At 74.0% G+C, this 15,825-nt stretch carries 10 protein-coding genes; 6 read left to right on the top strand and 4 right to left on the bottom strand.

All coding sequences use genetic code 11. The features are described from left to right. Positions 1 to 12: 12 nt before the first annotated feature. The gene (locus BLT72_RS08105) at positions 13 to 678 is read right to left on the bottom strand and encodes a class I SAM-dependent methyltransferase (protein ID WP_157720353.1); all 666 of its coding nucleotides are present in this window, start codon (positions 676 to 678) and stop codon (positions 13 to 15) included. Further along, a complete protein-coding gene (locus tag BLT72_RS08100) occupies positions 675 to 1,550 on the bottom strand; it encodes a haloalkane dehalogenase (protein WP_197677233.1) in 876 nt (291 codons plus the stop codon). Before BLT72_RS08100 ends, BLT72_RS08105 begins: the two co-directional genes overlap by 4 nt. A 144-nt stretch (positions 1,551 to 1,694) precedes the next feature. On the opposite strand from BLT72_RS08100, the gene BLT72_RS08095 reads away from it, so the two are divergent. Next, entirely contained in the window at positions 1,695 to 2,723 is a 1,029-nt protein-coding gene (locus BLT72_RS08095) for a Gfo/Idh/MocA family protein (RefSeq protein WP_091411841.1), read from the top strand. A 93-nt stretch (positions 2,724 to 2,816) separates the two neighbouring features. Next, positions 2,817 to 2,966 carry a hypothetical protein gene (locus tag BLT72_RS22145; RefSeq protein WP_157720352.1) on the top strand — a complete coding sequence of 50 codons (150 nt, stop codon included), beginning with the start codon at positions 2,817 to 2,819 and terminating at the stop codon, positions 2,964 to 2,966. Between the two features lie 234 nt (positions 2,967 to 3,200). On the opposite strand, the gene BLT72_RS08090 is transcribed toward BLT72_RS22145, so the two are convergent. Beyond that, positions 3,201 to 3,809, bottom strand: a complete 609-nt coding sequence (locus tag BLT72_RS08090) for a hypothetical protein (RefSeq protein WP_157720351.1) — start codon at positions 3,807 to 3,809, stop codon at positions 3,201 to 3,203. A 28-nt stretch (positions 3,810 to 3,837) separates the two neighbouring features. Further along, entirely contained in the window at positions 3,838 to 4,332 is a 495-nt protein-coding gene (locus tag BLT72_RS08085) for a hypothetical protein (RefSeq protein WP_091411836.1), read from the bottom strand. Between the two features lie 1,209 nt (positions 4,333 to 5,541). Here BLT72_RS08085 and BLT72_RS08080 point away from each other — a divergent pair. From BLT72_RS08080 to BLT72_RS08065, 4 genes are all read left to right on the top strand, one after another. Next, entirely contained in the window at positions 5,542 to 6,006 is a 465-nt protein-coding gene (locus tag BLT72_RS08080) for a nuclear transport factor 2 family protein (protein ID WP_091411832.1), read from the top strand. A gap of 113 nt (positions 6,007 to 6,119) precedes the next feature. After that, on the top strand, positions 6,120 to 6,932 hold the full coding sequence (locus BLT72_RS08075; protein ID WP_091411830.1) for a GAF and ANTAR domain-containing protein: 813 nt from the start codon (positions 6,120 to 6,122) through the stop codon (positions 6,930 to 6,932). A 106-nt stretch (positions 6,933 to 7,038) separates the two neighbouring features. Beyond that, positions 7,039 to 8,898, top strand: coding sequence for a SulP family inorganic anion transporter (locus BLT72_RS08070; RefSeq protein ID WP_231930435.1), 1,860 nt, complete (start codon positions 7,039 to 7,041; stop codon positions 8,896 to 8,898). A gap of 218 nt (positions 8,899 to 9,116) precedes the next feature. Then, the gene (locus tag BLT72_RS08065) at positions 9,117 to 15,764 is read left to right on the top strand and encodes a fibronectin type III domain-containing protein (protein ID WP_091411827.1); all 6,648 of its coding nucleotides are present in this window, start codon (positions 9,117 to 9,119) and stop codon (positions 15,762 to 15,764) included. Positions 15,765 to 15,825: the final 61 nt, after the last annotated feature.

Here is a 15,825-nt window from a genome sequence, read left to right as displayed (position 1 = left end):
CGGCTGCCCGGGCTACGCGGGACGGCGCGCGACCAACGCCCCACCCGGCCGGTGGCCGGGGTCGTGGCGCTGGTGGTGCTCGACCACCTCGAGGCCCGCCTCGGCCAGCAGCGGCACGAGGGCGTCGACCGACCAGGAGTACGCGGTGACGACGGCGTGCGGGAAGCTCTGCCCCGGTTCGCCGTCGACGAAGCCCAGCAGGAGGCTGCCGGCCGGGCGGAGGACCCGGCCGAGCTCGGCGAGCAGCGTCGGCAGGGCGTCCGGCGGCGTGTGGATGACCGAGTACCAGGCCAGCACGCCGCCGATCGTCCCGGCCCCCAGCGGCAGCGCCGTCAGCGAGCCCTGCAGGAACGGCGTGGCGGGCCGGCGGCGTCGACCGACCGCGAGGAACGCCGCCGACAGGTCGACGCCGACGACCTGGCGATCACCGGCGGCCAGCAGCTCCACCCACGTCCCGGGGCCGCAGCCGGCGTCCAGCAGGCGCCCGGGCGTCGCGTCACGCCAACGGCTCACGAGGGTGCGGTCGGCGGCCGGGTGCTGGTCGAGGCGGCCGAACAGGGCGACGTACTCCGCCGACCGGGTGTCGTACGCCGCGCCGACCCCACGCAGGACGGTCGCGCGGTCCTCCCCCGTGCCGTCCACGACGGCCCCGGCCCGGTGGGCGGGCGGGCCGTTCACGCGAGGTCCTGCACCCAGGCCAGCAGGGCGTCGGCGACGGCCTCGGGTCGGTCCTCGGGGAGGAAGTGACCGGCGGGCCCGCCGACGTCGGCGACCGTGAGCGCGGGCACGTGCCGGCGCCACCAGGTCACCGTGTCCGCGGTGACGAGGACCCCGGGGTCGCCGTGGAGGAGCAGAGTCGGGACCGACGTGGTCGCCAGGTGCTGGGCTCCCGCGGTCAGCCGACGGGTCACGTCGTCGGGCTCGCCGGCGACCGGGATCGCGCGCGCCCACTGCAGCAGCGGGCGCCGGGCTGCCGGGTCCGGGTAGGGCGCGCGGTAGACCGCCAGCTCGTCCGGGCCGAGGGGGCGCAGGAGGGCGGCCAGGAGCAGCGTGTCGAGGAAGAAGTTCTCCTGCAGCACCATCCGCTCCCCGGTGCCCGGCGCCCTCAGCTGCTGGAAGAGCTGCCGGCCGCCCTCGTCGAACGCCTCCCAGCCCGGGAGCGGGCGCAGGTGGCCCTCCATCAGCGCCAGCCCTCGGACGACGGGGTGCCGCCGAGCACGGTCGACGGCGAGGGCGACGCCCCAGTCGTGGCCCACCAGGACGAGGTCGGTCAGACCCAGCGCCTCGATGAAGCCGTCGACGAAGAGGGCGTGGTCGGCGAACGTGTACGCGAGGTCGGGCTTGCCGGAGGAGCCCATGCCGATCAGGTCCGGCGCGATCCACCGGCCGGCACCCGGCTCGCCGGCCGCGGCCCGCCGCAGGACGTGCCGCCACAGGAACGACGAGGTCGGGTTGCCGTGGAGCAGGAGGACGGGACGTCCGGCGCCCGCCTCGCGGTAGGCCATCGTCGATCCGCGCACGGGGACCTCGAGGAGCGCGACGTCCGGCACCCGTCCTCCTCACGACGACCGAGGGCCCCGTCCCACGGGTGCCGCCCAGGACCGACACTCTGCCACCGAGGTGCCGCCAGCAGGGAGCTCCCGGGCCGGAGATAGCGTGCTGGCGGCACACCACACGTGGAGAGGTAGATCGGCATGCGCATCGTCCAGGTAGGTCTCGGCGGCTTCGGCCGGGACTGGGCCAAGAACGTCATCCCGCAGGTCCCGGAGGTGGAGGTCGTCGGGACGGCCGACGTCTTCGCCGGGTCGCGGGAGCAGGCCATCGCCGCCGGCCTGACGACCGCCGACCGCTGCTACCCGAGCGTCGAGGCGGCCCTCGAGGCCACCGACCCCGAGGCCGTGCTGGTCACCGCCAGCCTGGTCGGCCACGTGCCGGCGGCCCGGGCGGCCCTCGAGTCGGGCCGGCACGTGCTGATCGAGAAGCCCTTCGCACCCAGCGTGGCGGAGGCGAAGGAGCTGGTCGCGCTCGCGGACGCCCAGGGTCTGACGGTGGCCGTCAGCCAGAACTACCGCTTCTTCCCCGCGGTCCAGGCGGTGCAGCAGATCGTGGCCGAGCAGACCTACGGCGACCTGCACGCGGTCGTTCTGGACTTCCGGCAGCTCTCCGGGGCCGACGGGGTGGCCGGGCCGCACCACGCCCTCGACGAGCCGCTGCTGGTGGACATGTCGATCCACCACTTCGACCTGATCCGGACGGTGCTGGGGCGCGAGGTGACCACCGTGGACCTCCGCACCTGGGACCCGTCGTGGTCGTTGTTCTCCGGCCCGTCGGAGGGAGCCGGGCTGGTGGAGTCCGGACCCGACCTGGTGACGAGCTACCGCGCCAGCTGGGTCAGCAGCGGGCTGCGCACCACCTGGGCCGGCGAGTGGCGGATGGACTTCGCCGATGCCGAGGTCTGGTGGACCAGCCGCGGCGACGGGCCCGAGGGCTGGCGCTCCGACGAGGTCCGGGTGCGGCAGGGCGGGGAGGTCGCGACGCTGGCCCTGCCGACGGTGGCGCGGGTCGACCGGGCCGGCAGCCTGACCGAGTTCGTCACGGCCATCCAGGAGGGGCGGGAGCCGAGCATCTCCGGCCGCAACAACCTCGGCAGCCTGGCGACGACCTACGCCTCCGTCGAGTCGGCCCGGACCCGGCAGCCGGTGCAGCTGGCCGACTGGCTCTGAGGGTCCCCCGCGGGGTGGTTGTCGGTCCACCCCGGCGGTGCCAGGCTGGGGTGGAGCAGGGCCGCTCACGGGGTGGAGGTTGCGGTGGGACGGATGCGCTGTCTGCTGCGGCGCCACGACTGGCACTCCAGCTACGACCGGGAGACCCAGATGACCTGGTGGCGCTGCCACCGCTGCGGGGCGACGAAACGCGGCTCGGGCACCGACCCCACCGTCCGTGGGATGTTCTGGGGGTTGGGCTGAGCGCCGACGGACCCGCGTGACCCGCCCGGCCGTCGACCCCGTCGACCCCGTCGGCTCGTGGCGCGGTGACGCCTGGTTGGGGAGGCCCGCCGCGGGTACCTCCCTCCGCTACAGCGCGACATCGCCATGGAGGTGCTCGCTGCCTGAGGCGTCGCGGTGCAGAAGAACGCCGCGGCGCCGCCCTCCTCGCCCGGCTCGCCCGTCGGCCGCGCCCTGCGGTGCCGGGAGACCCGGCTACCGGCCCTCCTCCGCCGGCCCGTCGGACCTGGCCCCGGGAGATCGCGCGGGCGCCGGCCGTCGTGCGGTCGCGAAGCCGCGGACGCTGCGGATGGTGAACACGAGGACCGTCAGCCGCGCCGTCTCGGACGGGTGGGCGTCCCTGGACGCAGAGCCTTCGCCGTGCCCCGCCGGGCGACGCGGCCGGTCGGGGAGCGCCCGCTGCAGGAGACCGCTGGAGCGCACGACCCAGCGCCGCCCTGCCGAGACCCCCCCGACCTCGAGCTGGGCGGTGCTGCGCAGGCCGGTCCCGCCGCCGTCCGGCGCGACGCGCCCGACGAGCACGAGGGCATCGCCTTCCAGCGAGGCGACCACCACCGGGAGCCGCCCCGGGAGGGAGGGTCCGGACAGCCACCCCTGGCCGGCCGACCGGAGCCGCGCCCGGCAGACGTCCTCACCCCACAGGACCGCCAGCACCCCGGGGTCAGGTCCGGCGGACCCGGCGGGAGCGTGACCGCTCGAGCCGGCCTCGTCCTGCGCGTCCTGCCGGGACCGGCCGGCGGCGGAGGGGTGGAGGGACTTGGCCAACTGCAGGGCGCTGAGCTGAGGTTGACGGTCGATCGTCACGGTCCGGCCCTCCCACCGGGGCACGAGATCATCCGAGGAAGTTGCCGGGCAGGTCCCGGCTCATCTCGGGGCGCGAGGGCGTCGGTGGACGCAGGCTCCGGCGCGCCGGGCGCTCCGGCGCCCGTGGCGCGGTCCGCTGCGCAGCCGGCGGGACCGCCTCGTGCGGGGGGACGCGGGCCAGGGTCACGGCAGCGTGGACGATCTGACCGCGACGCACCTCGGCGTCGCAGTCGAACGCCACGCTGCTGCCGTCGCCGTAGCGGCACTCCTCGGTGTAGCTGACCCGGTCCCGCTGGACGACCGCGTCCCGCACGTCGTAGTGCACCGCGGCCGAGGACATCCCCTGGAGCCAGTCGCCGATGGCCGGCCGGCCGCGCAGCACCCGGAGCGGCGTCCCGGGTTGGGCGCGGTCGAAGATCTCCACCTCGGCGTCGGCGGCGTACAGCGCCAGGTGGTAGCGGCAGTCACGTCGTCGGATGGCGCGGCTGAGCCCGGTCACGTCGAAGCTCGTCTGGGTGCTCATGTCGGTGTCGTTCTGCCTTTCCTCGTCCTCGAGCAAGGGGCCCGCGCGCCACGGGCGCGCGAGGTGAGCAGGGCCGGGGCGCCCAGGCGACTGCAGGCGGTTGACGCCGACCCTGGGGTGACGGGAGAGCAGTCCCCGGACCAGGTCGGGAGGATCCCGCGAGGGGGCGTCGGCGCAGGGACAGAGCCGGGCCGGGTCCAGCCCTCGGGGCGACCGACCGCTGGTGCCGGCGGGTCCGCCGACCGGCGGAGGCCGCGGGCTAGTCCCGCGGGCGCCCCTCGCACAGGCGGGTGCGGCCGTCTCGGTGCGGAGCACCGGAGCAGAGGTGGAGGTGCGCGTGGAAAAGCATCATGTGACCCTTGCCTGCCTTCTGAAGCAATGGGGAACTGCCGGTGGAGATGACGTGGGAGGTGATCAACGTGTCTTTCCCGCGCGCCCTGGTTTCGGGTTCATGAACGCGGGAAGTCGTGCACGTGATGCTGGCCCGACGACCTATGAGGCGGCAGTTGTGCTGATGACGGAACGCGAACTGCCGCGATCAAATTTATCTGGGTTGTGGAGTTGCTCGGCGACCAAGCCGTGCAGCAACGATAATCCCGAATGCCCGCAGAGGCAATCGTGATACCCACCACGCGGGAGGGCGAAACGGCAGGCAGCCCCTTTCCGTTCCGGCCGGCGCTGGTGGACCCAGGCTGCCAGGACGCGACCGGGTGCGCGCGTCAGCAGGTCCGGCGAGCTCGGCAGCCGGCTGGGGCGCGCACCGGATCCCCAGGTCGCCGGGGGCGGCAGCGGGCTCGCCACCGCGCAGTGGCCCCGTCCTGTCGGGCGACAATGGTTTGTGCCCCCGTTGACAGGGGTGTCGGATCAGCCTCTACTCATGAGTGCTGTCACACAGTTGGCTCGGGAGATGACATCGCCGCAGAAGTACGCCGCGGTCATCGGGAGAGATCTCTCCCCACATCCGGAATCCGATCCTCACCCAGCAGTGCACTGACCCCCTGCCCATCCCGGCATCAGATCGACGGCGCACCGCGGATCCCGCTGCGCCGTCCCGCGTGACCCCTTCCCCGCCTCGCCGGCCGTCCGACGCCGGCGTCCTCGACCTCGTCGGGGGAACGGGGGGGCGGCTGCGGGTGCCGTGGCAACGTCGCCACGGCACCCCGGTCCGCCGCGCCCATCCGTCACCGCACAGCAGAGGCAGGCGATCACATGACCACAGACGCACCCGTGGCCGCGAGCCGCGCGAGGTCCTGGACCCGTCGGTTCCCCCGCGACCCGCAGACCCGCGGCTGGAGCCAGCTGCCGGAGCCCAGGGTCCCCGGGTTCTCGCTGCTCGACCTCACCCGAGCCGTCGAGGAGGGCGACGTCGACCACCAGGCGTCGTGCTACGCACCTGCGGCGGAGGTGCTCGTCGTCGATCCCGACAACCCGCCCTCCGCACCCCAGCAGCTCCACGGCCGACCGGCGATCCGCGCCTGGCTGCTGCACACCCGCAGCCGCCGCCTCGGGCTGCGGGTCACCGACCTCGTGGACGGCGGCGACCGGGTCGCCTTCACCGAGCGCTGGTACCACCAGGACGGGACGACGGCGGTCGCGACCAGCACGGCCGAGATCGAGCACGCGCTGATCACCACCTGCTACACCGTCCTCGTCTGGGACCACGACCCGGCCTGAGCGACGGTGACCAGACCCGGGCACGCGCCCGGGCCCGGTCTGCCACACTCGGAGGAGGAGGCAGGCTCCCGTCTCGCGCTCGGTCGTCTCGCCACCACGGGAAGGCGGACGACATGGAGCCCGACGGCAGCGCCTCAGCCGCCGAGCTGGGTGCCGGGCCGGAGGCCGTCACCGACGACAAGTCACCGTCGTCGCAGGAGCAGTCCACCCAGGAGGACGACCTGCGGCGCAGCGTCGCCGCGCTCGGGACGCTGGCCAGCCGCGAGCTCGACCTGGAGCAGCTGCTCACCCGGGTCGCCCAGTTCGCGGTCCGGGCCATCCCCGCCGCCGAGGGAGCGGGGCTGACCCTCATCCAGCTGGGCCGGCCGAACACCGTCGTCGTGACCGCCGACTTCGTCCGGCAGGTCGACGACATCCAGTACACCCTCATGCAGGGGCCGTGCGTCAGTGCCGCCGCCGACGGCCGCACCGTCCTGTCAGGATCGCTCGGCAGCGACCGACGCTGGCCCCGCTTCGGCTCCAAGGTCGCCCGTCTCGGCGTGCACAGCGCGGTGTCACTGCCCCTGATCACCTCCGACGGCGTCGTCGGCGCGATGAACGTCTACGCCCACGCCAAGCACGCCTTCGACGACCACGCGGCGGTCCTGGGCGAGGCGTTCGCCGGACCAGCCGCGATCGCCGTGCAGAACGCGGCGATCCTGGCGCAGGCGCTCCGGCTCGCCGAGCACCTCGAGGCCTCGCAGCGGACCCGCGGCATCGTCGACCGAGCAGTCGGGATGCTGATGAGCCGCTCCGGGGACACCGAGCACGACGCCCTGGAGCGGCTGCGCGCCATCAGCCGGCACGAGGAGCGCAAGCTCGTCGACGTGGCGCAGCAGATCATCGACGAGACGGTGCGTCGAGCCCGCCGGCGCCGGGACAGCTGAGGGGCCGGGTCCAACACCTCCCGGCCGGGCCGGCCTGCGGGCGGCGCTGATCGCCGGCGTCGGCGGCGTCCACGTCCTGCCGTCCGCCTGGGCCTTCGGGGAGCGGATGTCCTACCACCTGGGCCTGGCCCTGCTGGTGGTCGGGGTCGCGGGCCACCCACGCCGGGTGCTGCTGCTGCCGCCGTTTCGGTACGGTCGGCGGATGGCCGGCCGCGCTCCCCCTCCCCGCTCCCGGCTGCAGCGCCTGACGCCCGGGCTGTGGCAGCTCGGGCACTACGAGCGCAGCTGGCTGCGCGGCGACCTGCTCGCCGGCGTGACGGTCGCCGCCTACCTCGTCCCGCAGGTGATGGCCTACGCGGTGGTCGCCGGGCTGCCGGCGGTGGTCGGCCTGTGGGCCGTCCTCGGCCCCCTCGCCGTGTACGCCGTGCTCGGCTCGTCACGCCAGCTCTCGGTGGGTCCGGAGTCGAGCACCGCCCTGATGACGGCCGTGGCCGTCGGAGCGCTGGTCACCCAGACCCGGCAGCCCTACGCCGAGGTGGCCGCGGCCCTCGCGCTGGCCGTGGGCGGGCTGTGCCTGGTGTTCTGGGTCTGCCGGCTGGGTTTCGTGGCCAACCTGCTGTCCCGGCCGGTGCTGGTGGGCTACATGGCGGGGATCGCCGTGCTGATGGTGATCAGCCAGCTGGGCAAGGTGACGGGGATCGACGTCGACGGCACGTCGGTCCTCGCCCAGCTGGACTCCTTCGTATCGCGGTGGGACCAGCTGCAGCTGCCGACCACGCTGCTGGCCGCCGCGGTGCTCGGCCTGCTCCTCCTCCTGCAGTGGCGGGTGCCCGGCCTCCCGGGACCGCTGATCGCCATGCTGCTGGCCGCCCTGGCCGTCCGGGCGCTCGACCTCCAGGAGCGCGGCGTGGTGGTCATCGGGTCGGTACCGCGCGGCGTCCCGGTCCCCGCGCTGCCCGCGCTGGGCGGGCTCCCGGTGGGTCCGGTGCTGCTGGCCGCGCTCAGTCTCACCGTGGTGGCCTACTCCGACAACGTCGTCACCGCCCGCGCCTTCGCGGCCCGGCGGCACGAGACGATCGACAGCGACCAGGAGTTCCTCGCCCTGGGCGCGGCCAACCTCGCCAGCGCCCTGACGCACGGGTTCCCGGTGAGCAGCAGCGGCAGCCGCACCGTGCTGGGGGACGCGATGGGCAGCCGCACCCAGCTCTACTCGCTGGTGGCTCTGGTCGCCGTGCTCGTCACCGTCACCTTCCTGGGGCCGGTCATCGCCGCGTTCCCCACCGCCGCCCTCGGAGCGGTGATCGTCTACGCCGCCACCCGGCTCGTCGACGTCGCCGAGCTCCGCCGGCTCCGCCGCTTCCGGCGCAGCGAGCTGGTGCTGTCCCTGGCCACCACCGGCGCCGTGCTGGCCTTCGACGTCCTCTACGGCGTCCTGGTGGCGGTCGGTCTCTCCGTCCTCGACCTGCTGCGACGGATCTCCGCACCGCACGACGGTGTGCTCGGCTACGTCCCGGGGATCGCCGGCATGCACGACGTCGACGACTACCCCGCGAGCCGGCAGGTGCCCGGTCTGGTGGTCTACCGCTACGACTCCCCGCTGTTCTTCGCCAACGCCGACAACTTCCGCCGCCGCGCCCTGGCCGCCGTGGACAGCGCCGCGACCCCGGTCGCGTGGTTCCTCCTCAACGCCGAGGCCAACGTCGAGCTGGACCTCACCGCGGCCGACGCCCTGGACGAGCTCCGCCAGACGCTGGCCGACCGGGGCGTCGTCTTCGCGATGGCGCGGGTCAAGCACGAGGTGCGCGAGGTGCTGGAGGGCACCGGCTTCGTGGACGCCGTGGGGACGGACAGGATCTTCATGACCTTGCCGACGGCGGTGGACGCCTACCGTGCCTGGTGCACGACCCAGCACGGGCCACCTCCGCCCGAGCAGCCCGGCCCTCCCGTGGGGCCGACCGGACCCTGACGCCGGGATCCCGCGCACCCGCCCCGCCCCACCGCGCGGCCGGCACCACCGGGTCCGGGGGCCGCCGAGGGACCCCTGCGTCGGTGACCCCCCTGTTTGTGGGTGACCCGAAAGCTCCCGGCGGCGCCCGGTCTCCCCTAGCGTCAGGGTCGTCCAGGACGCCTGGCCCGCGGGGGGTTGCGGCGGGCGTTCCTCGCAAGATCTCGGGGGGGATCCACATGTCGTCGTCATCCGCTTCTGCGCGCCTGCCCATCTCCACGTCAGGTCGGCGGCGCCGCACCACACCGGCCGCCCTGGCCACCGTCGCGGTCGTCCTGGCCACGGTGCTCAGCGCCTTCGGTCCGGCCACCACGGCCAGCGCCCGCACCGTGGGCCAGGGCTTCACCGTCACCACCGCGGACCTGGCCTACATCCTCAAGCAGATCAAGATCGCGGAGGCGCACGTCGCGGGCACGACCTCGGCGACCGGGCCGTGCGGGGCTCTGCTGGGTACGGGCGCCAACCAGGTGCCGGACGCGCTGACGTCCTACGGCCTGCGCACGGTGGACGGCTCCTGCAACAACCTGGTCCGCGGCCGCGAGTCCTACGGCGCCGCGGACCGCTTGTTCCCCCGCCTCACCCGGCCGACGTTCCAGAACGCCGACGAGCGCTCGCCCTTCGGTGCCCCGGGCACGTCCTCCTACGCCCAGAAGTCGGGCAGCGTCGTCGACGCCGAGCCGCGCGCCATCAGCAACCTGGTCGTGGACCAGACGTCGGCCAACCCGGCAGCGGTGGCGGCGGCGGGCTACCCGGTGCGCACCCAGAACGCGCCCGGGAAGTTCCCCTGCACCACCGACCCGGACCCGCTGGCCGACCCGCCGGTCGACGGGGTGCCGGCGAACTGCGTGCCGACCGGGGACACCCTGTTCATCCCCAACGTGACGACCGACGTCGGCCTCTCGCCGCCCTACAACTCCATGTTCACCCTCTTCGGCCAGTTCTTCGACCACGGCATCGACCAGACGGTCAAGGGTGGCGGCACGGTGTTCATCCCGCTGAAGGCGGACGACCCGCTGCGCACCGTGGGGCCCGACGGCAAGGCCGGGACGGGTGACGAGGTGCCGGCGAGCCAGGCGTTCATGGTGCTGACCCGCGCCCAGAACCAGCCGGGACCGGACGGCAAGCTGGGCACCGCGGACGACGTGCAGGAGGCGGCCAACACCGACTCCCCCTACGTCGACCAGTCCCAGACCTACACCTCCCACCCCTCGCACCAGGTCTTCCTCCGCGAGTACGTCGACAACAGCGAGGGCAGGCCCGTCTCCACCGGCGCGCTCCTCGGCGGCTCCGGCGGCATGGCCACCTGGGCCGACGTCAAGAAGCAGTCCGCCGAGCTCCTCGGGCTGCGGCTGAGCGACAAGGACGTGCTCAACGTGCCGCAGCTCGCCGTCGACCCGTACGGCAAGTTCCTGCCCGGGCCCGCCCGCGGCCTGCCGATGTACGTCACCCCGGGCGGCATGGTCGAGGGCGACACCGCCGACCCCGTCCCCGTGCCGGCCGACGTGCTCTCGTTCAAGACCCCGTTCCTGACCGACATCGCGCACAACGCCGACCCGAGCCCGCAGGACGCCGACCACAACCCGTCGACCCCGCCCGTGGCCCCGACCCCGGACGCGGACGGCACCGCCTCGGCGGACTTCGCGCACCAGGCGCCCGGCACCTACGACGACGAGATGCTCGACGCGCACTTCTGCGCGGGTGACGGCCGGGTCAACGAGAACATCGGCCTCACCGCGATCCACCAGGTGTTCCACTCCGAGCACGACCGGCTGGTCGCGGAGTTCAAGTCCACCCTCGCCAAGGACGTCACGACCAAGGGCGTCGCCGCGCTGAAGGAGTGGAAGCTGGCCACCGGGGCGGGCGGCTGGAACGGGGAGCGCCTGTTCCAGGCCGCCCGGTTCGTGGCGGAGATGGAGTACCAGCACCTGGTGTTCGAAGAGTTCGGACGCAAGGTCCAGCCGGCCCTCCAGCCGTTCCACGTCTACCACACCGACGTCGACCCGGCGGTCGCCGCCGAGTTCGCCCACGCGGTCTACCGGTTCGGCCACTCGATGCTGACCGAGACCATCTCGCGCACCAACGCGAACGGGTCCGACAACTCCATCAGCCTGCTCGACGGCTTCCTCAACCCGCCCTCCTACACCGACGGCGGCAGCGCGGGCACCCTGACGCCGGACGCGGCGGCGGGCAGCATCGTGATGGGCATGAGCAACCAGACCGGCAACGAGCTCGACGAGTTCATGACCGGCACGCTGCGGAACAACCTGGTGGGCCTCCCGCTGGACCTGGCGGCGACGAACATCGCCCGCGCCCGGGAGGCCGGCATCCCCTCGCTGAACGAGGTCCGCCGCCAGGTGCACGACGCCACCGGCGACGCCCAGATGACCCCGTACACGAGCTGGGCGGACTTCGGCCAGAACGTGAAGCACCCGGAGTCGGTGGTCAACTTCGTCGCCGCCTACGGCACCTACCCGACCATCACCGCCGAGACCACGCTCGCCGGCCGGCGCAAGGCGGCCCAGGCGCTGGTGGACCCGGGGCCCGGGGTCTCCCCGGACGCCGACGCGCTCGACTTCATGAACAGCGCCGGCCCCTGGGCCGACAAGGCGACCGGGCTCGAGGACGTCGACCTGTGGATCGGCGGCCTCGCCGAGAAGACCAACCTCTTCGGCGGACTGCTGGGCAGCACGTTCAACTACGTGTTCGAGGGTCAGATGACCGACCTGCAGAACGGTGACCGGTTCTACTACCTGGCCCGGACGCCCGGGATGAACCTGCGGGCGCAGCTCGAGGGCAACTCGTTCTCCGAGATGATCATCCGCAACACCGACGGCACGGACACCCTCAAGGCGGACGTCTTCGCCACCGCGGACTGCAAGTTCCAGCTGGCCAACCTGGCCGGTACCGCCGCCGGGTACGCCACCGCCGGCCCGACCGTGGCCGACGACCCGGCCACCGTCGACTGCGACGAGTCGAAGCTGCTGCTGCGCAAGCCCGACGGGACCATCCAGTACCGCGAGACGAACACGGTCGACCCGGCCGGCATCAACGGCCAGGCGGTCTACAACGGCACCGACGGCGTCGACCGGGTCACCGGCGGCAACGACAACGACACCTTCTGGGGTGCCAAGGGCGACGACGTGATCGAGGGCGCCGGCGGCGACGACGTGGCGCTGGGCGGGGAGGGCGACGACCGGATCACCGACGCGAGCGGCGCCGACGTCCACAAGGGCGGACCCGGCGACGACTACATCAACACCGGGATCGGCAACGACATCATGATGGCCGGCGACGGCCAGGACTTCACCAACGGCGGGGCGAACGACAACGAGACGTTCGCGGGCCCCGACAGCGACTTCGTGCAGTCCGGCGACGGCGCCGACGTCGCCTTCGGCGACGGCGGCGACGACTGGATCCAGGGCGGGTCCGGTCAGGACCTCCTGATCGGCGACCACGGGGCGCCGTTCTTCGACGACCCCGCGCAGACCCAGCCCGGCAACGACGTGTTCGTCGGACAGGTCGGCGAGAACGACTACGACGCCGAGGGCGGGGACGACATCATGGCCGCGAACGCCGCCGTCGACCGCTACGCCGGTGCCGCCGGCTTCGACTGGGTCAACCACCAGTACGACACCGTGGGTGCCGACGACGACATGAACATCAACCGGGTCCTGCCGGGGACGCCGCTGCCGATCGTGGTCAACCGCGACCGCTGGCAGGAGGTGGAGGCCAGCTCCGGCTCCGCCCTCGACGACGTCATCCGCGGCGACGACCTGGTCCCCAGCACCGTCGGGGGCGGCGGGTTCACCGGGTGTGACGTCCTCGACCAGACCGGCATCGACCGGGTGGCCGGGCTGGGGGACCTCGTCCCGGCGCCCACCACCCCGCTCGCGCCGGTCGAGGCGGCCTCGGCCCCGGGCCAGTGCCCCCTCGACGGTCCGGTCTGGGGCGCCGGGAACATCCTGCTCGGCGGCCTCGGCAGCGACACCCTCCAGGGCCGCGGGGGCGACGACGTCCTCGACGGCGACCGCTCCCTGCGGGTCCGGATCAGCGTGCGCGACGGCGCGGGCACCGAGATCGGCAGCACCGACCTGATGGAGAAGCCCTACCGGACGGGGAGCTCGCGCACCCTGGCCGCCGACGTCGCCGCGGGCGTCGTCGACCCCGGCGACCTCGTCGTCGTCCGCGAGGTCGTCACCCCGGTGGCGGCCCAGACCGCCGGCCAGCGTGACTCCGCGGTGTTCGGCGACGTCGAGTCCAACTACACGGTGACGACGACCGGCGGCGACGGCACCCTCGGGTCGCCGGGCTCCGTCACCACCGTCGTGCACAACCCACCGGCCGGCGGCGGCGGCGCGGGCGGCGGCGGCGCGCGGGTCGCGGACGGGACCGACACCCTCCGCAACATCGAGCGCCTCGTCTTCTCCGACACGGCGCCGCCGGTCGCCCCGGTGCTCGACTTCGTCACCGGCGGCAACGGCCAGGCCACGGTCAACTTCCTGCCGCCGCCCGGGACGGTGACGGGCTTCACGGTCAAGGTCGTCGACGAGGCCGGCGCCCAGGTCGGCGAGCTGCGGCCCGCCCCGGCCGACGCGAACAGCCTGGTCGTGACGGGCCTGACCAACGGGACCGCCTACCGGTTCCAGGTCTCCGCGACCAACGCCGAGGGCACGAGCCCCTACTCCCCCCTCTCGTCCCCGATCACCCCGAAGGCGCCGGCGACCGTCGTCCCGCCGGACGCCCCCACCATCGAGGTCCCCACCCCGCGGGACGCCTCGGTCACGGTCCGGTGGGCTCCTCCGGTCGTCACCGGTGGCGCGAGGATCGACAGCTACCAGGTCCGCGTCTTCGACGGGGACGTCCAGGTCCGCAGCCAGGTCGTGCTCGGGAACTCGCGCACCGTCGACGTGACCGGCCTGACCAACGGGACGACCTACACCTTCGACGTGGCTGCGACGAACTCCGCCGGCACGGGAGCGTTCTCGGCTCGCTCCGAGCCCGCCACTCCGACGGCGCCGGCGGCGGCCCCGGGAGCTCCGACGATCGGCGCACCCGTGGCCGGGAACGCGTCGGCCACGGTGACGTGGACGGCGCCCGCCTCCACCGGCGGCTCGGCGATCACCGCCTACAGCGTCGACGTCTACGCCGGGACCACGCTGGTGCGGACCGGGACGGCCGCCGGCGACGCCACGTCGCTCGTGGTGACCGGCCTGACCAACGGGACGGCGTACACCTTCGAGGTGAGCGCCACCAACGCGGCGGGCACCGGAGCGGCGTCCGCGCGGTCGACGGCGGTCACCCCCACCGCCCCCGCCACGGCGCCCGGAGCACCGACCATCGGCGCCCCGACCGCCGGCAACGCGTCGGCCACAGTGCGCTGGACGGCCCCGGCCGGGACGGGCGGCTCGCCCATCACCGGCTACACCGTCCGCGCCTTCGCGGGGACGACCCTGGCCGTGACCCAGGCCGTGACGGGGACCGCGACCACGGTCTCCGTGTCCGGCCTGACCAACGGGACCGCGTACACCTTCGAGGTGGCCGCCACCAACGCCGCGGGCACCGGAGCGGCGTCCGCGCGGTCGACGGCGGTCACCCCCACCGCCCCCGCCACGGCGCCCGGAGCACCGACCATCGGCGCCCCGACTGCCGGCAACGCGTCGGCCACCGTGCGCTGGACGGCCCCGGCCTCGACGGGCGGCTCGCCCATCACGGGCTACAGCGTCCGCGCCTACGCGGGGACCACCCTGGTGAAGACCCAGGCGGTGACCGGCGACGTCGCGTCGGTGGCCGTGACGGCCCTGACCAACGGGACGGCGTACACCTTCGACGTCCGGGCGGTCAACGCCGCCGGCACCGGAGCAGCGTCGGCCCGTTCCACCGCGGTCACCCCGACCGCTCCGGCGACGGCGCCGGGAGCCCCGACCATCGGCGCCCCCACCGCCGCCAACGCGTCGGCCACCGTGCGCTGGACGGCCCCGGCCACGACGGGCGGCTCGCCCATCACCGGCTACAGCGTCCGGACCTACGCGGGGACCACCCTCGTCCGGACCCAGACCGTCGCCGGGAGCGCGTCCTCGGTCCTCGTGACCGGCCTGACCAACCAGACGGCGTACACGTTCGACGTCCGGGCGGTCAACGCGGTCGGCACCGGAGCGGCGTCGGCCCGCTCGGCGACCACCACCCCCCGGACCGAGTTCGTGCTGCCCACCCTGACGGCGCGCACGCCGGCCAGCGGGGCGACGGCGGTCAGCCAGACCGCCAACCTGGCGGTGACGTTCAGCGAGGCCGTCAACGGGCTCAGCGCCACCACCTACACCCTGCGGCAGGGGACGACGGCGGTGCCGGCCGTCGTCAGCTACAGCCCGACGAGCCGGGTCGCCACGCTGGACCCCGGGGCGACGCTCCTCGGTGACCGGACGTACACCGTCGCCGTCTCCGGGGTCCGTGACGCCGCGGGCAACACGATCGCCACGACGACCTGGACCTTCGTCACCGGTCCGGCCCCGGTCATCACGGCGACCTCACCGAGCGCGGCGGCCACCGGCGTCCGCCGCAACGCGAACGTGACGGCGACGTTCAGCGAGACCGTCACCGGGGTCTCCACGACGAGCGTCCGGCTGACCAACGCCGCCACCGGGGCGGTGGTCGCCGCGTCGGTGACCTTCAACCCCACGACCCGGGTGCTCACGCTCGACCCGGCGGCCAGCCTCGCCGCCGGCACCGACTACCGGGTCACCGTGACCGGCGGCACCGGGGCGGTGCGCGACGCGGCCGGCAACCCGCTGGTCACCCGGACCTGGACGTTCCGGACCGGGACGGCGCTCTAGGCACCCCGGCCCACCGGCCGGCCACGGTCGGTGGGCCGGGCACCCCGCCGCGGGCGGCGAG

Source organism: Friedmanniella luteola, assembly GCF_900105065.1.
In the GTDB taxonomy this organism is placed as follows: domain Bacteria; phylum Actinomycetota; class Actinomycetes; order Propionibacteriales; family Propionibacteriaceae; genus Microlunatus; species Microlunatus luteolus.
Note: the sequence above shows the minus strand (reverse complement) of the source record. Positions and strands in the feature narration are given on the sequence as shown.

Excerpts from the sequence above, each read along its gene's own strand:
- BLT72_RS08065 (WP_091411827.1), top strand. The coding sequence starts at position 9,117 with ATGTCGTCGTCATCCGCTTCTGCGCGCCTGCCCATCTCCACGTCAGGT.
- BLT72_RS08070 (WP_231930435.1), top strand. The coding sequence starts at position 7,039 with ATGTCCTACCACCTGGGCCTGGCCCTGCTGGTGGTCGGGGTCGCGGGC.
- BLT72_RS08095 (WP_091411841.1), top strand. The coding sequence starts at position 1,695 with ATGCGCATCGTCCAGGTAGGTCTCGGCGGCTTCGGCCGGGACTGGGCC.
- BLT72_RS08080 (WP_091411832.1), top strand. The coding sequence starts at position 5,542 with ATGACCACAGACGCACCCGTGGCCGCGAGCCGCGCGAGGTCCTGGACC.
- BLT72_RS08075 (WP_091411830.1), top strand. The coding sequence starts at position 6,120 with ATGGAGCCCGACGGCAGCGCCTCAGCCGCCGAGCTGGGTGCCGGGCCG.
- BLT72_RS22145 (WP_157720352.1), top strand. The coding sequence starts at position 2,817 with ATGCGCTGTCTGCTGCGGCGCCACGACTGGCACTCCAGCTACGACCGG.
- BLT72_RS08085 (WP_091411836.1), bottom strand. The coding sequence starts at position 4,332 with ATGAGCACCCAGACGAGCTTCGACGTGACCGGGCTCAGCCGCGCCATC.